The following is a 22099-nucleotide window of genomic DNA, read 5'->3' as shown; positions in this document are numbered from 1 at the left end:
AATAACTCTATAGCCTCGACCCACGCGTACCCATGCCTTCCATACCTTTTACTAACTGTAAAACGTATACCCCTGCTTTGTTAGAGAATTGAAATCAGCTATCAACTTAAATCTGGGGTACACTCCATGAACGGTAGCGTAATATAACAACGACTACCTACCATGTATAATAACCGCACATACCAACATAACACCCTTTGAATAAGAACACAAAGACTTATTTACTATCATTGCGTACCCTTAATGCAATATCTTCATCGTCCGTCAAAGCTTCACACTGTACTCTAAAACAAAATAGCTGTTGCATGAAACTATTCAAAATCACTGAGTTAAGGAGTGTAAAATGATCTTGAATTATTCCTACACCTACTAATGTTAACATGGTATTTAAAGAAAAAAGCAGTACAATTGTGATTACGTAAACTACTAATACCTAATAACCCAGTCGAATGAAAAGAATTTTTACCATTCTGTTTTTACTATCTGCGTTGACAACAGGATATACACAAAGCAGCTTTTGGAAGGAGTCCAAAGCTGTAACCCCGGATAAGATCAGCGGTAAACTTAATAACTCCGGCACTTACAAGACACTTATGCTCGACTTTCAAGGGTTAAAGCAGGCGCTGTCACTAACCGGTATGAGAGGCTCAGCATCTTCAAGAAATGCGCAGGTAATACACTTCCCGAACGCCGATGGGAAAATGGAAAAGTTCAGCATTGTAGAAGCTCCTACACTACACCCTGACCTTGCAAAAAAATATCCTGGTATAAAATCATATGCAGGACAAGGTATTGATAACCCAACCTCAACAATTCGATTTAGTATATCCAATCAGCGAGGTTTCCACGGTCTTTTAATGACTGCAAAAGGCATGGAGTATATTGACCCCGTATCGTCGGACAACTCAACTTACGCCATATACATGAGAAAAAGTCTGAACAAAGATGAAAAGGATTTTCAATGTATCATGGATGATCATATAGCTACAACGACAAAAAGTAACGGTGTTACAACCTTAAAAACAAATGATCAAAAACTAAGAAAATATCGTCTCGCTTTATCATGTAATGCAGAATATGGAAATATATTCGCTGGATCAGGTACTGATGCAGAGAAAAAAGCTAACATTCTGGCCCAAATGAACATTACCATGACCAGAGTAAATGGTATCTACGAAAGGGACCTTGCCATTACCATGGAGATAATTGCAAACAATGACGATATTATATACTTTGGGGACACGAATGCTGACCCATGGTCAAATGAGTGGAATACAAAAACACAACAGACTATTGATGCAGTAATCGGTGATGCCAACTATGATATAGGACATAATTTCAATACTACAGGCGGAGGAAACGCAGGCTGTATTGGTTGTGTATGCACATCAGGAGAAAAAGGCAGTGGCTATACTGGCAGATCTGATCCCACTGGAGACCCTTTTGACGTAGATTATGTAGCTCACGAAATGGGACATCAGTTTGGTGGATATCATACTATGAATACTTGTAGTAGAAGCGGTAGTGGCTCTACCGAAGTTGAGCCCGCCAGTGGAAGTTCCATTATGGGATATGCAGGTATATGCTCAACCAATATCCAGGAAAACAGTGATGCCTATTTTGGTTATGTAAATATCAGAGATATTTCTGCTAACATCCAGTCAGGAGTAAGTTCAGGCTGCCCGGTTATTGTTGATCTTTCCAATAACCCTCCGGTGGCCAACGCTGGTAATGACTTCATTATTCCAAAGTCAACGCCTTTTGTACTGAAAGGTGCCGGAAGTGACCCTGATGGCAACGCTTCCCTTACTTATTGCTGGGAGCAAAACGACCCAGAAGAAGGGCTCGGAGCAGGAAGCCCAGAATCAACCTGGACTCAGGGTCCACTTTTCAGATCTCTGGAAGGCACATCATCCCCTGACAGGTATATGCCTCAAATCAGCACAGTATTAGCGGGAGAACTGGGATCTACATGGGAAGTGTTACCTTCTGTAGGCAGAAAAATGAATTTTTCTTTGACCGTAAGAGATAATCATGCTGGAGGAGGCCAGACTTCTGACGATTTGATGGAGATCACTGTAGATGGTAACTCTGGTCCGTTCTTTATAAGTGACCCCAACTCATCACTCTCATGGCATGAAGGCCAAACACAAGTAGTTACCTGGAATGTAGCAAACACTGACCAGGCTCCTATCAGTTGTTCAAATGTAAATATACTTCTGTCTACTGATGGAGGTCAGACTTTCCCCACTACATTGATAAGCAATGCACCTAATAACGGTATGGCTGAGGTGACTGTACCCAGTGGTTTATCAGCCAATTGTAGAATCAAGATTGAAGCCGTAGGCAATATTTTCTATGACATCAGTGACGTCGATTTTGAAATAGCAACAGCCATAGCCTGTAATGCCACCGTACCTACAGGATTATCCGTTACACAGGTTAATTCCACGGACGCTACAATTACCTGGGGTCAAAATACAGGGGCCACTTTTGATATACAATATAGAGCTCAGGGAGCCTCAACATTTACAACCATCGGAGCAGGAGGTAATACAAAACAATTACTCAATTTGTCCCCAAGTACAACCTACGAGGTGCAGGTTAGAAGTAAATGTACCGGATCAACCTCGGAATTTACCTCAATAGTCACCTTTACCACTGAAGAATTGGTACTGCAATATTGTGCTTCTCAAGGCAGCAGTATTAAAGACGAATATATTGGATCAGTGCAACTTGCGGACATAGATAATACAGCCCCAACTTCAAGTGGGTATACGGATTTCACTGCCATAAGCACTGACCTATCAGTGGGCAGCAAATATACCATTACCATTACGCCAACATGGACCGGAACCCCTTATGATGAAGCCTATGCCGTTTGGATTGACTATAACCAAAATGCGGACTTTAATGACCCTGGAGAATTGGTATGGTCAAAAGACCCCTCTAAAGATACGCTGGTAAGCGGCGGGTTTACAGTTCCGGTAAATGCTCTTCCTGGAACAACTCGCATGAGGATAAGTATGAAATATAATGCTATTCCTGCATCATGCGGATCGTTTGGCTTCGGAGAGGTCGAAGATTATACCGTCAATATAGTATTGTTGGATAAAGTTAGCATCAGCTCAAATAATGTAAACAATGAATTCGCCAAAGTAGGTGATGAAGTGACCTTACAATTCCATGCTGCCAAGCCCATTCAGGTGCCAACGGTGACTATACAAGGAAATAATGTAACTGCATCCCTTTCGGAAGGAGTATGGATTGCAAAACACGCCTTTACTTCATCTGATACTGAAGGAAAAGTAGCATTCACAATAAATTACACTGACATGGAAGATGTTGCAGGGGCAGAAGTGACAGCTACTACTGACAAATCAACGGTACTCTTTGATAAAACTCCACCGAGTCTTGTAAATGTCTCAATAAAATCCGGAAGCTTACAGGATAAAAGTATTGCAACGCCTGGTGACGAAGTAACATTAGTTTTCAACGCTTCGGAAAAATTAGATAATCCCGATGTAACAATTGCAGACGTTAATGTAGCAGCTTCGTTAGTAGAATCTCAATGGAGAACAGTTCGCACTATGCGCGAAGGTGACACCCCTGGAGTTATCTCTTTTTCAATTTCTTACAAGGATATGGCCGGCAATGAAGCTTTGGTTAATACAACTTCTGACGGATCTAGCGTAGAATTTATGGAGCAGATCACCGGTTTAGGTGATCTGATTTCAAAACAAATAAAGGCTTACCCTAACCCCGCTTCTAATGAAATTATTATGCAAACAAAGGGAATTCAAGGCCAGGCCGAAATAAGAATAATTGATTTTACAGGAAGAAAAGCACTTTCAAAAACCGTAGAAGTGGGCAGAGATGACGAAAAAGCCATTGACGTAACTTCACTCGCAAGCGGAACTTACACCTTACAAGTAGTTGGTGATAGTATGCTAAACACCACACTTATTGTAATATCCAAATAATCTAAAATCAGGCCGGTTATCTTAGATAGCCGGTCTTTTCATTATTCCACAACCTCTTTCTCTGCCAGTTCCTTTATCCGCTCCATGGCAACTGGCCATACCTTTTCAAAATATTCCCTGTATTTTTCTATTGTATCCACCTCCACGGTCAGTTTAGTTCCTCCATTAGATTCCAGCGTATATGATTCTATGGCCCCGGCCCACTCATTATCCAGATCTTCTTCACCTTTACTAACCGTACCCAAGTGCTGAAACACCATATGCTTATAAGGCTTTTTGATCTTAATGGTACTGACCATACCCTCGCCTTCAGGCGTTAGGAATAACACTTTGCTGCCTTCGTTCCAATCAGTCTCCGCATAAGAGCCTTCCATAAAAACCGAAAACCAGCGCTGATAATAATCGTCACCCCATAAAACCTCCCATACCCTTTCTACAGAAGCTCCTATGGATATTTGAAATGACACTCTTTTCATAGCGTGTTGGTTTAATTTATTTATAATCTATTTAGAATGTAGCAACCAGTGATTACCAAATTTATCCTGAAGCCCACCAAAAAAGCTTCCAAAAAAATTAGGTCCCGGAGGATACGTAGCCACACCACCTTTTGACAACCTTGTATAGTAGTCTGTTACTTCAGCCTGATTACTACATTCCACCATTAAAGACATAGCATTGCCTTTGACGAGTCCGTGGTCTCCAACCATATCTGTTCCCATCAAGACCAAGTCATTACCATCAAGTGAAGCATGAAGGATATAGTTTCTAAGTTCATAAGGAAGCTTCCCTGCGTCAGGTGTATCTCCCAGGGTTTGTAAATAAAGTTCTCCTCCAAAACACTGCTGGTAGAATACCATGGCTTCTCTGCAGTTACCATTAAAAGTAAGATAAGCAATTAGTCTACTCATAGAGTTGGGTCTGGTAAATTCTGGTAAATGTCACTGATCCGAACTGTATACCTTTGAGAGTGAATAACATAAAAACTCAACCATGCATACCTGGTCATGTAGCCAAATATTGGCAGTTCAAAATCCATGCATAATAAAGAATGGCCTCCTGCATTGATAGCTCCATTTTCTTTTATTTGATTAGTGCAAAACAAATTTCGACAGTTCACCAGACTATCAGGAGGTGTGAAAGCGGCTATTTGGGGAGTTGATTCCGGCAAAATGATGGAGTATATTTGAACTTATAAACCTGCTAAAAGACCTATACCCATGAAACATATATCCATACTTGTTCCTGAATCTGCTGTAATGGAAGCTGTTGCTGATCCTCGTTACCTGTTCACCGCAGTTAACCAGTTTTTACAGGAATCTGGTAAGAAGCCATTGTTTAATGTACAACTGGTAGGGCAGTCTAAGGAAGTCCGTTTTTTAGGAGGGGTATATTCGGTTAGGACAGATAAAACCCTTGATGAGGTTGATAAAACAGATATGATCATTATACCCGCTTTATTTGGTGACTTAAAATCAGCTGTTGACCTAAACCAGAAGTCCATTCCATGGATTGTAAAACATTATAACTGTGGGGCCGAGGTCGCTTCCTTATGCCTTGGCGCATTTCTTCTGGCTTCAACGGGACTATTAAATGGTAAAAAATGTTCAACCCACTGGGCATTCTACAACGAATTTCGGGAAACCTTCCCCGAAGTAGAGGTTGTGGATGGAGGTATAATAACAGAGGAAAATGGGATATATTCCAGCGGCGGCGCCAACTCTTACTGGAACCTTCTGCTTTATCTGATTGAAAAATATGTAGACCGTGATACTGCCATACTCGCAGCAAAATATTTCGCCATAGATATAGATCGAGAAAGCCAGGCCCCCTTCACCATCTTTAACGGACAAAAGGACCATAATGATGAAGAAGTGAAAAAAGGTCAGGAATATATTGAAAGCAACTATCAGGAAAAAATTGCGATTGATGACCTGGTAAATATCCTGGGAGTAAGCCGAAGAAGTTTTGAAAGGCGATTTAAAAAGGCTACAAACAACACCATTGCGGAGTATATGCAACGTGTAAAGGTTGAAGCTGCCAAACGAGACTTTGAATTGAGCAGAAAGAATATCAATGAAGTAATGTATGATGTTGGCTATTCTGACAGTAAAGCCTTTAGAAACTTATTCAAAAAGCTAACTGGTCTAACCCCTGTAGAATATCGAAATAAATATAATAAGAGGGCTGAACTACCTGTATAAAAAACTGGAATAATTCCTGCAACGCCCGTCAGAATTCATAAATTTAACCAGGGGCTTTCTCGTTCATAACAGATCAGTTTGCATCGATCTTGTGTATGGTATTGACGAAAACAGAGTAAAGGTGAAATTTTTGCTTTCCATGAGAGCATGGGTTTAAGTAAAACTTCTGTTTGTATTAATGGTATTTATAACACCCATATACCTTTAATACCTACGCACTGCACCCTCACCTTGTAAAGCCTACTTCTCTTCTTTCAAAACATACTTTCACAGCTCATTTCAGCTATTCCGCCAATTTTCTTACACGCTCAAAACCAAGCACAAACCTTACTTAATGCGACAAGCGATCTTTCTGCGATTCAACCACCCAAAAACACATAACAAGCAGAAAATCAATAATTTACAATAAAATCAATCAGTAAGGATTATTCATTTTACCATAATTTATTAGATCGAGCTATGTTTAAACACAAAATACTTTATTTTTATAATATAACCTCGATGTGATCATAAGCATCTAAAAATGCCAGTAGCTATGACAAAACTTCAGGGAAAAGGCTTTTCTCATTCGTCAATTCTGGAATCCATTAAAGATGCTGTAGTAGTGCGCGACCTTAGCGGAAAAATACTCTTCGTTAATAATGCGGTTGAAATGTTTTTTGGATATAGTGAGGATGAGTTAGTAGGAAAAGACATCAGCCCTATTGTACCACTTATCAAGGCTAATGAAGAGAAACGACTTGGGGAAAGCATTTTGTGGGGTGAAGAAGTGGAGAATTTTGAAACCGAAAGAATTGACAAAAACCAGAATACCGTTTATGTATCGGTAAGCTTATCTCCCATAAAAGCTCCAGATGGAAAAATCTTAGGCACTACTACTGTAATGCGCAATATCACGGACAAAAAACGGGCAGAAGGTAAATTCCAGGCCCTGCTAGAGTCTGCACCAGATGCCATGGTGATTGTATTTTCAGATGGGTACAGAGTAAAGGCCTCTTGATGCACAATAGTAAGATACTTTTCTAAAAGTGTCTCCAATGCATTTTTAGCTTCAAGATGAACCTGCTGGGTTCCCAAACAAAAATGTATGCCTTGTCCCAGTGCCAAATGAGGAAATTGACACCTCAAACAAACACAAATCATTCAAAAACTTACATAAAAGCGTTTATCAAAAAAATCATACAATCAGTATAGCTATTTTTAGTGATGAAATGATCGACAACATTTATAACACGTTTTAACCATGTAACTAAAAAGGTGAAATATCGCCTTGCTCCGCTGCAAAAAAACGTAAACTTGATAGATAATACACTAGTGTGCTGTTATCAGCCTGCACATCGTATTATCAAGTTAACTCGGTAACAGTCATAGACAATAGCTTTATAGGTCGAAAAATATTATATTTATAAATCAATAAACGATTCATCTATGAAAAAGGCATTTCTTTTAACATGGGCAACTTGCAGCGTTTTTTTATTTTCTTGTTCAGATAATGAAGAGACGAAGAGTAGTGACTTTACTGGTCGCCAAATGGTTTATAACCTACTACAAGCCTCTGATTTTCCCGTTTATGGAACGGTAACTTTCCGCGAAAGAACAGACCTGGGATTACAGGTAGAGGTTAAACTTGAGGGTACAGATGGAGATGCTTATCATCCGGTTCATTTCCACTATGGCAACCTCGCCACACAAGATGCAGAAATAGCTTTTTCTCTCAATGACCTTTATGCTGACACCGGAGAAAGTTCTACCTTGCTCAATGATCTGGTTGACCAAAACAAATTTAGGTATGATGACCTGATAAAGTTTAATGGCAGTGTAAAAGTACACCTATCAGCTACTGGTGAAGGCAGGGACGTTATTTTAGCAGCCACCAACATAGGAAGTGCATTCTCAGAGCAAACGCCCTCAGGCCGTACAAGAATTGCAGTCTGCCAAAGTAACTAGACTCATTGATACATGACCACTTAAATGAAGATTTAGGTAACTCCGGAGTCTACCTCATAACCCACCTGTATAGATAGGAAAAAAGGTTGCTGTAAGTATGCTATATGTCCATCCCATGAAACTTTTCAACACATAAGCAACATATACTGCGTACAATTACGAGCGAGCGATTCTGAATACCTACATTGAGGTGGCTAATCAACTGTCTAAAATAGATAATCAAGGAAAAAGCTATGAGCTAAAATCAAAGTAGGTCGAGGCCTTGGTGTAGTCCGTCAATATTGCTAATGACCTCTTTACTTCTGTCAGGGCAGAATACATAGAGGTCCTTGGTGGCGGATGGAACTGACCTGAATTCATTTCGAACAAGTATTTCACAGATTAAGGATCATGGGGTAATTATCTCCTGATCTCTTATAAGAAAAAGAGATGTTTCTCCATAAAGAAGCCTCTTGGGTTCAATGTCTCGGTTTTCAGTTTTGCCGTCGTGATAACTCTTGTGATACCTCTGTTTTTAACATACTGAACAAGGCAAGCAGAGCTTGATTACCTTAATCGCGTTTATGATTTTACCAATTGCTCCATCCTCGGCAAATTTAACCGATCCGCCTGCTGATTGTACATTGCTATTGCAAAATCCTCATTGGTAATATGATATCGGGCTCCAATGTATTTTACAGTCTTTCCATTCTCGTCTTTAACAGGAACAATAGTAGCATCTACCCAATATACAGAACCGTCTTTCGCTCTGTTTTTAATAATACCATTAAACACATCTCCCTTTTTTAAAGTATCCCAAAAATATTTAAATAACTCCTTAGGCATATCAGGATGTCTGAAAAGGCTATGAGGTTGACCAATCATTTCTTCTCTGGTATATTTTGCAACCTCACAAAGCTTATTATTAGCATATGTAATCGTACCATGAATGTCTGCTTCTGATAAAATAGTTGTTCGCTCAAATACACTATCTCGTATTTCAAAGTCGCGTTTGATTTTTTCAGTTTCTTCAGCCTGACGCGCTATTGCCTCCTGCGTAGATTGCAGCTCTTCCATGTTCTGACGCATTTCTTCCTCTTGCGCCCTCATCTCTTCTGTCTGTTGTTGTGATTGCTCCAAAAGCATCTTAATGCGCTGGGTGGTACGACTCGACACAATAGCTGAAGCGAGGTTTTCCAAAGCTTTTTCAATAAAGCTTTTCTTATGTTCATCCAATAATTGAAAAGAAGCCAGTTCCAATACACCTACGACTTGTTCCTCTGTTTTTACAGGGCTAAGATAGACCGCATTAGGCGTGGCTAAACCAAGCCCGGAAGTAATATTGATGTAGTCTTTTGGTATCTCTGTAAGGTATATTGAAGCTTTTTCGAGAAAGCACTGGCCTACAAGGCCTTCCCCAACTGATATTTTCTTTTGCAAAAACTTCCGCCTTTCATAAGCATAACAAGAGGACAATTCCAGGTAGGCATCATCATCATCCTCGCCTTCCAGCAGAAAGAGTGCCCCCTGATTGCAGCCGGTGTACTTAACCATTTTGCTTACAAACTCATAAGCCAGCACCTCAGTATCTTCATTAAACTGGCGAATAATGTCAGTCACTTCTGCTATGCCTACATTTATAAACTTGTCGTGATCCTCTCTCTTTCGTCCCTCTCTCAGGCTATCACGCATTTTCAGGAGTGACTGACCAAGCTCATCTTCATCATTAAATCTATTCTTGTGCTCTGCCTCCAGATTACCTGAGCTTATAGTTTCGGCAAAATCCATATTATGTTTTACAATTTCCTTCTGCATTTCCAACAATGCCGTTTGGGTTGCTTTGGACTTTGCTGCCTTATCTAACACTACAGCCCAATAACCACATACGCCAAAAATGACAACCGCCAGACCTGCATGAAACAGGTATGTTTGCAGGTTCATATAATTCAACTGCGTAAAATAGACCTCCTCCATGCCTCTATACTGCAGCAAAGCTAATATTGTATGGTGCACAATTGTAACGATGGCGAGCGTCAACATCATTTTCCACGACCGATACGTTATCAACAGTACCGCTCCTATAAAAAATGTAAAATGCATTGCGGACAAGCCATGCATTTGGTAAATATAAAGAGCAGGAAATATTGCAAAGAGTACACTCAGCACATAGTGATGAATCGTTTTGTCAGGCAACAGCCACTTCACAAGCTGGTAAATAGCAATGGATATACCACCTACACCTATAGCAATAAAATAACTGTCATGAAAAAAAGCCAAAAAGAGGCCAAAAAGGAAGTAACCTGCCAATACATAATTCATCTTTTCATCTGAAAGCCGGAGTATTTCCTTCACTGCATTTCTACTTGCCTGGCTGATAATTTCACTTACAGTAGATATTTTAAAGTTTGCTATAGACTTCTCGGACATATTATTTTGAGACTATTGGTTTACTAAATAAGCATTGATAATGAAAATCCCAAATGTTCAACCGCAGATAGCTGAAAGCCATGGGGTTGCATAACTTGTACTCCGCGTACTGCAAAAGTTCACCCTGTAGTAGCCTGTAAAAAGTACGTTTTGCAAAAAGGTTACTCTTGGTTAAGCAAGCAAAAACAACAGCAGCCAAACCCATGAACAAAATAAATACTACTCTTAACAAGGCAGTTTTAAGCATTCTGAAAACTAAAAATGTAACTATTATTAAACAAGCCTAAGCCCATTAAGTTCATTTGGAGCCTGTGAACTTAATCCAATCATTGCGCCAAGTGATCATACGCCACCCTACTACTACGCGGCATCTTCCTCTAATAGAATTTTACCCAGTTAAAAGGAGTACAAAGCAACTAAAATTATTCTAATGATACTATGGTAGCACTTAAAAACATCAAAACATTTTAGTAATTTGACTGATAGTTATCCGCTAATTTCACATCTTATTTACCTTGGTATCAGAACATCTTTTAGGAGAATGAAATATTTATAGTAGCGATAATTCACTACGAACAGGGCAGTCCATCAAGATAAACCCACAGCATCCACAAAATATTTGGTTGCTGGAGCGTTATTTTGATAATAATTAGAAATCTTTAATTTTAAATGTTCCTAGCAGAAAGGCTTGCAATAAGGCCGTTTGGTAAACTCCTATTAAAGTGAATTAGGAATAGATAACACTTAAACCATCAGGCTATAATAAATACGTGATAAGGAAACACTATCTGGTTCAATTGGTACTTAGCTTCTTGTTGTGCTTTATCCTGATAAACGTTATCGGATTTATTAACAATATTGATAAACGCTCAGCAAATCAACTCATTTTAATTTCGTTTGTTGGGTCACTGATGTTCAGCGCTTTAAACGGAATCACCAACGCTTTGAATTTCACCTTCATAAAGTCAAACAACAAGTTTATTGCATTTTATATACCAATTATATTTTGGTGTCTTCCTTCAATTTATGTTCTTGTCATATTATTTGAAAGTCAAAAATTACAAACAACCGACTGGTTCTTACTTGCAATTTATATAGAACCCATACTGTACAACTTGAGAGTAAAGACTGTTGCCGATAGATACTCAACTTAGGATGGCAGTTAATTATCCTGATGACTACAAGTCGGAGGAGCTAAGCAAGGACCTAACGGCATCAATAGTTGTAAATGCTAATTGTAAAGTTTCAAAAATCAAAATGGACGCCTTTATAGATCAATGGTAATAAAGTCGACTGCAAACTATTGTTTCACCTTTACTTTTTTCCAGAAGAAGGTAATCTGCTCTAAAAATATTGATTTTTTACCTGCAATTGGAAATCAACTATCAAATTACATTGTGGTACCACCATCCACAATAATCTTTTCATTGCGTAAGACCAAAGATTTTTCAGACACTAAAAACTCTAAAACGGGAGCCATATCTTTAGGGTTTAAAATTCTTCCAATGGGTGAAGTATTTGAAAAATGCTCCAATAAGTCTTTGATTGCTTCATCGCTCATCCCGGATTTTTGCTGAATCGGACTTTCCGTAACGCCTGGAGCAAGAATGTTTACACGGATACCCTTTTGTGCCAACTCAACATTAAGAACTCCGGCCAAGCTCTCCAAAGCTGCTTTGCTGGCTGTATAAGCGCTTGCCTGCGCGAAAGCTTTGAAAACAACTATTGAAGACATCAAAACTATGCTCGAAGGGTTATTCATGATCGGAATAAATTTTTGAACTGTAAAAAAGGCCCCTTTTAAATTAATATTCATGGTCTCATCAAACAGTTCCTCAGTAGTATTTTCAAAACTCTCTGCTTTAAAAATTCCTGCATTAACAAATAAACCGTCAATTTTCCCAAACTTATCTTTTACTACTTCTACCAGGTTATCAATATCGTTCAGGTTGGAGGTATCAGATAAAAACCCCGTTGCCCGGTCACCTAATTGGTCCAAAGCAAGCTGCATGTTCTTATCAGACCTACCGGTAATAATTACCTTATATCCGTTTGCTGAAAGATATTCAGCACAGGCAAATCCAATACCCGTTGTTCCGCCGGTAATCAAAATTGTTTTCATATTCATCTCTTTAAATTTTTCAGCAAAACAAAATAGTAACTTACTTTGCCGCAAGAACTTACTATAAAGTAAGGTACTTACCTCACAGACAGAAATATTGTAAACCAGGCAATTGTGGTATGAAAAAAGATGAAAAAAAATATGATAACGCCGATGAATGTCCGATCACGATATTCATGGATAAAATCGGTGGCAAGTGGAAACCAGTAATTGTGTGGTTGCTGTTAAACAATGGGACAATGCGATTTAACGAGCTGGATAAAGCCATTAACGGTATCACGCAAAAGATGCTTTCCCAGCAGCTAAAAGATTTGGAACTCGAAAATATCATCAAGCGAATATCCTATCCTGTTATTCCTCCCAAAGTTGAATACAGCCTGACCGATAAAGGGAAAACACTTTCAGAACTCCTGAAAGGGATAATGCAGTGGAGTAAAACAAACCTTCAGGGAAACTATCAGTAACTTAGGAACAAGCAACCGAATTTAATTTGAACAAACCACTCCAAACAAAATAGAACCTACATCATTACTAACGTACTTTGTGAAAGATCCCGAATTGGTCTACGCAAGAAATTAATCATGATTAGTTTGCTCAGATCTATCATACAATAGTTTCATCGGGTCAATACCCAAAATAAATTACGCTGTTTTTTTGAGTCTAATAAAATCAGCATAACTTAGTGAGTGAATATTCACAAACTAACAATGACATTATCGAACAGGCAATTGGAAATTATAGATGCGGCCGGCAAAATCCTGACCTCTGCCGGAGTAAGTGGTTTAACAATAAAGAATTTAGCCAATGAGATGGGCTTTCGTGAAAGTGCCATTTACCGGCATTTCGAAAGCAAGGAGAAAATCATCGTTGCTATGCTCAATCACTTAGCTGACACCATGGATCAAAAATATTCTGAAGTCACCAGCGCAGACGCTGCCGACGAGAAATTCACCCATTTATTTCAAAAGCAGTTCATGTTTTTCAAGGAACACCCTCATTTTGCAGTGGCGGTGTTCTCTGATGGTCTCATGAAAGGAAGTGATACCATTACCAGAGCCATCCATAATATCATGCAAGTCAAGGTGAAGCACTTAACTCCTATTATTGAAGGGGGGCAAAAAGCAGGCATTTTTAAAAGCGATATCAGCAGTACTGACCTCATTCACATTGTTATGGGCAGCGTCAGACTACTGATGTTTAAATGGAGAACTGCTGATTTTAAAACAGATATTCTGATTACTGGCAATCAGCTACTCAAGGTATTACTACAATTGATTAAACAACCCAATTAAATAATGAGATTACAAGTAAGAACAATATTAGCAGGCACTATGTGCATTTTTCTATGGGCATGCAATGGACATCAATCCCATGATAATGGTTTGGAACATCAAGAGCATTCATCGCAAAATTATACCGCAGAAGTTGAAAAGCCACTGCTGGATAATGGTAAAAAATGGAAAGCCAATGAAGATATGACGGTGCACATTCGGGCTATGCAAAATGATGTAAAGGAGTTTAAGAATACCGAAGACAAAGACTATGCAGCATTGGCTAGTCAACTTAACACAAACGTCAATCTGGTCATTTCCAGTTGCACAATGAAAGGTAAGTCTCATGAAGAACTTCACAAATGGCTGTTACCCTATAAAGAATTGGTACTGGAATTAGGCGCAAGCGAATCCGCTGAAAACAAAGAAAAAGTTTTTAGTAGCATCCAGACCGCACTCGGAGAATTTGATGTTTATTTTGAATGATAACACATTTTTGCACCCGACTTATCATCCACATGATATCGGATTTTGACTATAAATTCACTAAATTGATTATCAAGACCCCTAATCCATATCATTATGAAAGTTCAATTTTTAAGTAGTTGTTTTGCAAGCCTATTAGTTTCTGTACTCATTGGTTGCAATAGTAAAATTGAAATCGCTACAGCGGATAATTTTGAGCAGGTAGAGCTCCCTGATAGTTCAGTTATATATCTAAATAAAAACTCTAAACTCACATATAATGAAGACTTCAATCCCAGGACAGTCCAGTTAGAAGGAGAAGCCTTTTTTAGCGTAAATGATGGTGAAACCCCCTTTAAGGTAGTTTCTCCACAGGGTGAAGAAGTCACCGTTCTTGGAACGGAATTTAACTTAATTATTAATCCGAAAAACATTCTTCTGGAGGTTGAAATTGGTAAGGTCAGCATTCGTATAGGGGATCGCACCAATAATGTTATCAGTGGCAGACAGCTGGTTTATGGGCGCCATGATAATGGCCTACATCTGGGGCATGCAAAAAGGGCTCACAAAAGCTGGATTTCGGTGATGTCGAAAGACTTCAAAAAGACAGGTCGTGTTCTAAAAAGAAGCCAAAAGCACAGCAATAAAGCATTTTATAAAAATAATATTAAGAGAAACAAAGGTAACCAGAAAAGCATAAAGCCTAAAAACAAGGGAAACTCTGCACCTAAAGCCAATAAACTGAAAAATAAAAAAGGCAGCGGTAAACCTGCGTTAAAAGACAGTAAGGGCAAAGGCAGTAAAGATAAAAAAGGCAAAAATTAATTTCAGATTAGAGCCAATTTGACACAAAAACCTTTTCCTTTTATATACACAGTATAAAAGGCTTTTGTGTCTGTGGATTAGGGTTATTTCCTATACATAGAGACCATCCTACTTATCATTCATTTCATTTATTCCACTAATCTTCAGGTTCCCATAGCTCAATCTTGTTATCTTCTTCATCCATAATATGTACAAATTTCCCAATGCCATCATAAGCAGTTATACTATCTAGTATGGTTACTCCACTTTCTTTGAGGTTGCTTACAAGTCCTTCAATATTTTGAACCTGATAGTTAATCATAAAGTGCTTTTTGGACGGGGAAAAAGACTCATCTCCATTTTTAAAAGGTTTCCATTGAAGCGAATTTATCTTATCAGGTTCGTTAATATTTCTAGATTCAAAACTTGACGACCCCCAATCATTGATCTCAATCCCCAAATTTTTGGTGTACCATTCTTTTGTTTCCTTCGGGTTATCAGAATAAAAGAAAATACCACCAATTCCTGTCACCCTTGGTTCCAGTGTATCGGTAGATGAAGTTGAGTTGTCTGTTTGCTTTTTTTGATCTGTCATAATGTTTGTTTTCTCTGTGCCCCCATTACAACCCATCAAAAAAGCTGTCATCAAGGCTATTGTTAAAAGGTTTTTCATTTCACACAGGCTGTTTAAATTTCTATAAAAGAATTCATTACAAGACTGAAAAGTCAACAGAAGCCATAGCTATTGATCCGCGAACTTCCAATTAAGTCCTTCTATTTCGCTTAATTTAAGTTGTTTTGACAGTTAATCAAGAAATGACCAGGACTTGAGTTAATCTTTCAGTTTTATTCTTATCACATATCACAACGTTGAGCGAAAATTGCAATTATAAGAGTTCCTCCGATGATAGTTATAACCATTATAATATTAGCCAAAGTGTTATAAGATAATTACTTACCAGGATAAATACCTAAAAAGTTAAATTGCATTTCGTATCCAAGTTGATAAACCGTCAATATTCACTTTCTTTTTCTGAGATATTGTATTATATCCTGAAATTAGGCTCGGGTATTTTTTAACCAGAAAACCACAGGCTATTCGGAATAGACCTATCCCAATGTTTACATACTCCATTGCAGTAGACTATTGTGTTTTCCTGCAAAATAATTCATTTATTATACTATAATACTTTTTTCATAGTATAATAAATACAATTTCCTGTTTTTTAAACTTTCACACTATAACAAGACTTGAATATAAGGTAGGCCTGTGCATTTTTTCCTGCAGGTGGATAGAAAAGATTGCCTTAATGTATGCACGATCACTTTTTCTGATAGGAAATCACTGACGATGTTCCTCTTATCTATTTCAATCTAAAGCCACTCCTGAATACAACGGGGCTGTTGTATAGACCGTCTGCATTGTCATAGGCAACGTTATAAAGAAGCATGGTTTGCAGCTCAAGCCACTTTGTGGCTTCCCAGTTTCTGCCTATACCGACAAAGAAAACCTCATGCCAGCCCGACTCCAGATTAGCCTGATTTTCAACGGTTGTGTTCATCCTTTCAAACTCCAAATGACCAAAAATTCCCTTAAATGCTGTATGGCTCATGAATACGCCGTAACCTCGAACTTCTCCAAATTCCTGGGCCTTTGAAACACACTGGTCAGCCGGAAGCTTTGACCGGTAGATACTTCTTGCCCCCATTTCAAAAACCCTATTAAGCCTGTAACCAATAGTAGGAGAACAATTAATATTGAAAGTGCTATGACCATATAGAGAAAAGCTACCCGCTATGGTAAAGTTACCTCCAATAATTATGCGCCTGAATAAAGATTGCCCTTTCAAGGAATTAGTTTTAGAAGAACCTTTTATTTTCAAGGCTGAAACAAGGCTATCATATAGATTCTTGTATTCGACTATTTCTTCACGCGCTTTGTCAAATTGTCCAGTATTTTGAACTAACTCCTCCTTAGTATTTGCTGTAACTTTTTGCTTATATCGCTCCCTTTCCAAATCCTTATAGGTATCATTCTTTGGCAATACCATGTTGGCAGGCATATGATACATTGGGTCTTCATACAAATGTAGCCGTGATATAACACTATCGCGGACATCTATCAAAGCAGCAGTGTCCGAGGCTTGCGACACTCGATCTTGCAATCCATGGGCAGTGTCCAATACCTTCGTACTATCAATGGACAGGTCAGGGCTATGTCTTTTCAATGAGTCTTGAGCAGTGCGCTGTACCTTATCCATTAAATCGCTCACAACGGTGTCCTTTTTTATTTCCTGACTACCCAAAGTATCGATACCCGTGCTTTTAAGGTACGCATTGGCATTAACAGTAAACAATGAGACAAAAAAGGGTACCCACAACACGTTGAAAACTTTCATTTTTACAGCATTTAGAGTGGTGAAAATAGTTGGGTTGTCTATTCGTTACCCAGGTTCAGACCGTGACGTCTGTTGCATTGAGTAATATATTGTCCAAAATTTCGGGTTGGTTTAGTAGGGAATAGTTTGTGATTCCAAGCTGTAGTCACTCCTTTCCAAGTGAATCCGGACAATTCTTATACTGCAATCCAAATGATTACCCAACTGATTGTCATGGCAATACTGTCATAACATTTGACACTCTGATTAATATTTAAATAAAAGCAAGTTTTTACTAAATAAACTTGGTAGTACAATGCGAACAAATATGACAGTATTGTATAATAATTTTAAACCTTATGCTCACCAAAACTTACGTATACAAGGAATCCCAAGAGTTTCTCTATATAGCTATTACTCCATAAATTAAAATCATCATGTCTACTTTCTTCATTCTTGTCATCCCTGCTCTTTAGTCGATTATCATCAAGTAGAATTAATATCTTCCTGCACTCCACTCCAAATATTTAATACTTTGATTATAAATAACTTAATTTTAGTTTTTATTTTTTATAAACTTACACAGTAACCCCAAGTCTATCAGAAATTAAACATCAACATGAAATGACCATCAGGTTAATTCATACGACCAAAATGAATGTAATATCAGCATACGTTAGCTATCATTAGCCTAACAATCATGACAATTCTGTAGCATGTATAAATGACTATCGAAATGTTCACTGGAAATTAATATTATACGCAATGAAATACACCCTGATCATTCTCTTACTAAGCACTAGCTGGTTACTGGCTCAGGAAAGACCTCCACTTCCAGGTATGGAAAGTATCAGGCCGCTGGCTTCAGACCCGGATGACACCACTGGCTTTTATAAGCTGGCACACGCCATAGAAGCTAATCATGATAAATATCCTACACATCTCGAAGCTTACTACTATTACCATCTGGGGCAGTATTATTCCATGCACGAAATTAATTTGAGGAAAGCCGTGGATAATTTAATGCTCACGCTCGCTTACCTGCCAAATCTACCTGATAGCTTAAAGTATCTGGAATTCAAAACATTGCGAAGCCTTGGCATACATTACGGGGCATTATCAAAATTTGACTCGGCTGCATGGGCTTATGAGCAGGCCCTGAACTTTATTAATTCAGTCAACACGGAAAAATATAATTCGAAGCAGGCCATGCTCTACATTCAATTGAGTGACCTGGCCATCCAGGGCTTTGGTAACCTTGAATTGAGTTTAGAATATCTCGATCGTGCTTCGAAATTCAGAGACATATCCTCAGACACTTCTGAAATAGATTATCATCTGGCATCCGGCTACGGACGCTATCATTTCAATAAAGCCAACTATGATTTAGCCAAGTCGTATTTCCTCGAGTGCCTAAAACTGGCAGAACTTCGAAACCCCAGAGAAAGAAGAAACATCAAAAACTTTTCCTACTCCTTTCTGGCCAGTATCAATTTTGAGGTGGATAATTACCGGGAAGCTCTAAAATACGACCTATTATCCCTTGAGATAGAAAAAGAGGAAAATAATCCTGCCAATCTGATAGCCTCATATAGTAATCTGGGTGAGGATTATTTACTGATTGGCCAACCGGACTCCGCGCTTTATTATTACTCACTTGGACTGGACCTTGCAGAGAAGATCGAATCGGCCGAACGCAAAATTGAAGTATTGGGCAACCTGCATGAATTTTACGCCCAACAAAATGACATGTCCAGGGCGTACTCAACCCTTAAAGAACGTAGCGAGTTGCTCGATACCCTGATCAGACATAAGACCCAGGTGAGATATAACGAACTCCTCAGAAAATATGAGGCAGAAAAACAGGAAAAAGTGCTTAAAGAACAACAAGACCAAATAGAATTATTACAAGCACAGGAAGAGGCCGCACAACTCAGACTGATGCTTTTTATTACAGTCATTGTGATTGGGCTGGTCATTGCTTTCTTCATCTTCAGAAGCAGAATAAAGAGCCGGGAAATGAAAGCCAAGCAGCTGGAAGAAATGAGTCAGTTTAAGGACGCAGTAACCGGCATGGTGGCGCACGACCTGAAAAACCCATTATCGGTGATCCTGAAAAAACAGGATAATGACGAGACGGTAAAATATATGGCTGGCAAAATGCTGACGCTGGTACAGAACATGCTGGATATACGGAAGTTTGAACAAGCTCAGCTTATCCCTGACACCGAAGCCCATTCTCTGGATAAGATCATACAAGACGCAGAAGATCAGGTAAGACCACTACTGGCAGAAAAAAATATAAATATTAAAGCCAATTTGAACCCCTGCATGGTTAATGCAGATAAAGAACTGATCAGCAGAGTATTCATCAACTTATTTACTAATGCCATCAAATATTCTCCATTAAATGGGCGTATCCTGATCACAACTGAGAAACACAGCGATCAAATAACGGTTAGTATTACCGATCAGGGGAAAGGTATTTCAAAAGAAAACCTCAATGTAATATTTGAACCATACAAGCAGGTATCACCTCTGGCATCCGGTAACATCGCCTCCACAGGCCTGGGACTGACCTTTTGCAAGCTGGCTCTCGAAGCTCACCACTCACAGATCAGAGTAGAATCCTCACCCGGCAAAGGCACTACCTTCACTTTTGATCTACAGCTAGCGGGTACCAATACAAGAGAGACTGCCGCTGAAGTGGTTGACCAAAGCATGGCTTTAACCGCGAAAGAAAAGTCTTATGTAGCAGAGATACTACCTCAACTTCAAACCCTCAAGTTTCACAATGCGCTGTTATTAGATAATATAATGGATGAAGTAGAAAAGCGAGATTTGAATAACCTGAAACCAATCATAACTGCATTAAGCAATGCCGCCTTTTCTGACAATCGACAGCATTACGACCAATTACTGGAAGAACTGAAGCAGTTGTCACTGTGATAACTATTGAGATTCCTGAAATGGGCACCCTTGATAATTACTTTTAGACTAAAGAAGCTCCTTCTCATAATTTTCAAACCTTTTTTCTCGTAGGCTAAAAAAACAGGATCTCAAAAGTTAAAATTTGTTAGGAAATAGGATTTGAGATCAGCCTTGATCAAAATGCATTCCGCTGACGGTAGAAGCCTTTAGCGGAGGCCGTAAGAAATTCAAGGAGTGGAACGGTTAAAAAATCAATACTGTTTGACCGCAGGGAGTTTATTGATTTTCATTGGAACTCCTCGAATTTTAGAATTTTGAGTACATGCCTTGCTCCGCCATAGCAGCTACGCGAAGGTGATGCTTGAATTTTTTGCTCAAGACAAAAAGTAAGAAGCTCAGCTATCAAAATAATCCGTAGTAATTCTCAAGGACACACCGTAATGAAGGGAATTTATGCCTTTACCCAATCTCTGATATCACTTCTCTTAGGTTATCTTCTTCATCAAGGTTCAGCTTCTTCTTTAACCGTGATAAAGCCACCCGGGCACTCGAAGCTGTTATGTTGAGCAAATTAGCAATCTCCTTATTGTCCATCCCCAGTTTTAAGTACGCACAAAGCTTTAAATCCTTATGCGAAATATCACTGCCTCGCTGCTGTATGATATCAAAAAATTTTGGATGAACTTCTTCAAAATGAAATTTAAAAGTATCCCAGCTTTTATCTATATCGAAATAGTTCTGAATACGTCTTTTAAGATCACTGACCTGGGGTGTAAGCTGGTTGCACACTTCATAGGCTTTCTTCTCAATAGCACCTAACTCATCAAAAAAGTCATTAAGCAGATTATTTTGCTCTACAATCAACATTGATGTGGTGGTAAGCTTTCTGTTTTTCAACTCTATTTCGCTCTTCAACAACTGCTGAATAGCGAGGTTCTGCTCCCGTATGCGCAGAGAAGTATTAATTCTGGCGATTAATTCAACAAACTCGATAGGCTTTCTTATAAAATCAACAGCCCCAGCCTCCAAAGCTATGCGTAGGTCCTCCGGTTGCGTCATACGTCCGGTAGCCATGATAATAGGAATATCATGCGTCTTCTCCGATTTACATATGGCCCGGGTAGCTTCAATGCCATTCATCTCAGGCATATCCCAATCCATGATAATAATATCCGGGAGTTCCTCTTCGGCGACACGCACAGCCATTTTCCCATTCCCCGCATTGATGATCTGGATATCGTCAAAATAATCCTGCAACTCGCGATTCATGACCCGGATAATTTCCCTTTCATCATCAGCGATAAGTATTGTCTTTTTTCTAAGGCTCATCAACTCCCAAAATAGCAAGATTCCATGAAATTCACATCAATATTACCTTGAGAAATATACATTAATGAAAAGCCTGCGCAGAGGGTGGCTGTCAGGGGACAGCCACCAGGAAGATTTAAACCCAAGCCAAAAGGACTAAAACGCGGCTTTACTAAACTTCAAAAGTTTAGTAAAGCTTAACCGCTCCAGTGCACTGACCAAACTTAATATCCAACCCAACCCAACCATTCAAACGGAAGCAAACACGATCCAACAACACAAA

At 38.9% G+C, this 22099-nt stretch carries 18 protein-coding genes; 10 read left to right on the top strand and 8 right to left on the bottom strand.

Going from position 1 to position 22099, the window contains the following annotated elements; translation table 11 throughout:
* The first annotated feature begins 449 nt into the window (after positions 1-449).
* Positions 450-3983 (top strand): reprolysin-like metallopeptidase, encoded by a 3534-nt coding sequence (locus JMN32_RS03905; RefSeq protein WP_202854980.1) that lies wholly within the window; start codon positions 450-452, stop codon positions 3981-3983.
* A gap of 41 nt (positions 3984-4024) precedes the next feature.
* On the opposite strand, the gene JMN32_RS03900 is transcribed toward JMN32_RS03905, so the two are convergent.
* Both JMN32_RS03900 and JMN32_RS03895 read right to left on the bottom strand, forming a co-directional pair.
* Entirely contained in the window at positions 4025-4459 is a 435-nt protein-coding gene (locus JMN32_RS03900) for an SRPBCC family protein (protein WP_202854979.1), read from the bottom strand.
* 27 nt (positions 4460-4486) lie between these two features.
* Positions 4487-4891, bottom strand: a complete 405-nt coding sequence (locus tag JMN32_RS03895) for a VOC family protein (RefSeq protein ID WP_202854978.1) — start codon at positions 4889-4891, stop codon at positions 4487-4489.
* A 309-nt stretch (positions 4892-5200) separates the two neighbouring features.
* Between JMN32_RS03895 and JMN32_RS03890 the strand changes: the two genes are divergently transcribed.
* The 3 genes from JMN32_RS03890 to JMN32_RS03880 all read left to right on the top strand — a co-directional run bounded on the left by JMN32_RS03890 (position 5201) and on the right by JMN32_RS03880 (position 8131).
* Positions 5201-6184, top strand: a complete 984-nt coding sequence (locus JMN32_RS03890) for a GlxA family transcriptional regulator (RefSeq protein WP_202854977.1) — start codon at positions 5201-5203, stop codon at positions 6182-6184.
* A gap of 535 nt (positions 6185-6719) precedes the next feature.
* Positions 6720-7184: a PAS domain-containing protein gene (locus JMN32_RS03885; RefSeq protein WP_202854976.1), complete on the top strand. Its 465-nt coding sequence runs from the start codon at positions 6720-6722 to the stop codon at positions 7182-7184.
* A gap of 428 nt (positions 7185-7612) precedes the next feature.
* A complete protein-coding gene (locus JMN32_RS03880) occupies positions 7613-8131 on the top strand; it encodes a superoxide dismutase family protein (RefSeq protein ID WP_202854975.1) in 519 nt (172 codons plus the stop codon).
* A 561-nt stretch (positions 8132-8692) separates the two neighbouring features.
* Here JMN32_RS03880 and JMN32_RS03875 read toward each other — a convergent pair.
* Positions 8693-10537, bottom strand: a complete 1845-nt coding sequence (locus JMN32_RS03875) for a PAS domain-containing protein (RefSeq protein WP_202854974.1) — start codon at positions 10535-10537, stop codon at positions 8693-8695.
* Positions 10538-11692: 1155 nt separating this feature from the next.
* Between JMN32_RS03875 and JMN32_RS27480 the strand changes: the two genes are divergently transcribed.
* Positions 11693-11821, top strand: coding sequence for a hypothetical protein (locus JMN32_RS27480; RefSeq protein ID WP_262896693.1), 129 nt, complete (start codon positions 11693-11695; stop codon positions 11819-11821).
* Positions 11822-11927: 106 nt separating this feature from the next.
* On the opposite strand, the gene JMN32_RS03870 is transcribed toward JMN32_RS27480, so the two are convergent.
* A complete protein-coding gene (locus JMN32_RS03870) occupies positions 11928-12659 on the bottom strand; it encodes an SDR family NAD(P)-dependent oxidoreductase (RefSeq protein ID WP_202854973.1) in 732 nt (243 codons plus the stop codon).
* 119 nt (positions 12660-12778) lie between these two features.
* Here JMN32_RS03870 and JMN32_RS03865 point away from each other — a divergent pair, with 119 nt between their 5' ends.
* From JMN32_RS03865 to JMN32_RS03850, 4 genes are all read left to right on the top strand, one after another.
* Positions 12779-13123 carry a winged helix-turn-helix transcriptional regulator gene (locus tag JMN32_RS03865; protein ID WP_238354342.1) on the top strand — a complete coding sequence of 115 codons (345 nt, stop codon included), beginning with the start codon at positions 12779-12781 and terminating at the stop codon, positions 13121-13123.
* Between the two features lie 243 nt (positions 13124-13366).
* Positions 13367-13951, top strand: a complete 585-nt coding sequence (locus JMN32_RS03860) for a TetR/AcrR family transcriptional regulator (RefSeq protein ID WP_202854972.1) — start codon at positions 13367-13369, stop codon at positions 13949-13951.
* Positions 13952-13954: 3 nt separating this feature from the next.
* On the top strand, positions 13955-14416 hold the full coding sequence (locus JMN32_RS03855) for a hypothetical protein (protein ID WP_202854971.1): 462 nt from the start codon (positions 13955-13957) through the stop codon (positions 14414-14416).
* Positions 14417-14512: 96 nt separating this feature from the next.
* Positions 14513-15220 (top strand): FecR family protein, encoded by a 708-nt coding sequence (locus tag JMN32_RS03850; protein WP_202854970.1) that lies wholly within the window; start codon positions 14513-14515, stop codon positions 15218-15220.
* Between the two features lie 136 nt (positions 15221-15356).
* Here the strand turns inward: JMN32_RS03850 and JMN32_RS03845 are convergent, their stop codons facing one another.
* The 3 genes from JMN32_RS03845 to JMN32_RS03835 form a co-directional block, all read right to left on the bottom strand.
* The gene (locus tag JMN32_RS03845) at positions 15357-15872 is read right to left on the bottom strand and encodes a VOC family protein (protein WP_317191759.1); all 516 of its coding nucleotides are present in this window, start codon (positions 15870-15872) and stop codon (positions 15357-15359) included.
* 306 nt (positions 15873-16178) lie between these two features.
* Entirely contained in the window at positions 16179-16334 is a 156-nt protein-coding gene (locus tag JMN32_RS03840) for a DUF3784 domain-containing protein (RefSeq protein WP_202854969.1), read from the bottom strand.
* A gap of 229 nt (positions 16335-16563) precedes the next feature.
* Positions 16564-17598, bottom strand: coding sequence for a hypothetical protein (locus tag JMN32_RS03835; protein ID WP_202854968.1), 1035 nt, complete (start codon positions 17596-17598; stop codon positions 16564-16566).
* Positions 17599-18342: 744 nt separating this feature from the next.
* Here JMN32_RS03835 and JMN32_RS03830 point away from each other — a divergent pair.
* Positions 18343-20526, top strand: a complete 2184-nt coding sequence (locus tag JMN32_RS03830; RefSeq protein ID WP_202854967.1) for a sensor histidine kinase — start codon at positions 18343-18345, stop codon at positions 20524-20526.
* A gap of 441 nt (positions 20527-20967) precedes the next feature.
* Here JMN32_RS03830 and JMN32_RS03825 read toward each other — a convergent pair whose 3' ends face one another.
* Positions 20968-21837, bottom strand: coding sequence for a response regulator (locus JMN32_RS03825; RefSeq protein WP_202854966.1), 870 nt, complete (start codon positions 21835-21837; stop codon positions 20968-20970).
* Positions 21838-22099: the final 262 nt, after the last annotated feature.

The sequence above is a fragment of the Fulvivirga marina genome (assembly GCF_016775155.1).
GTDB classification, from domain to species: Bacteria; Bacteroidota; Bacteroidia; order Cytophagales; family Cyclobacteriaceae; genus Fulvivirga; species Fulvivirga marina.
The sequence above is the reverse complement of the archived record's forward strand: the minus strand, read 5'-3'. Positions and strand labels throughout refer to the sequence as shown.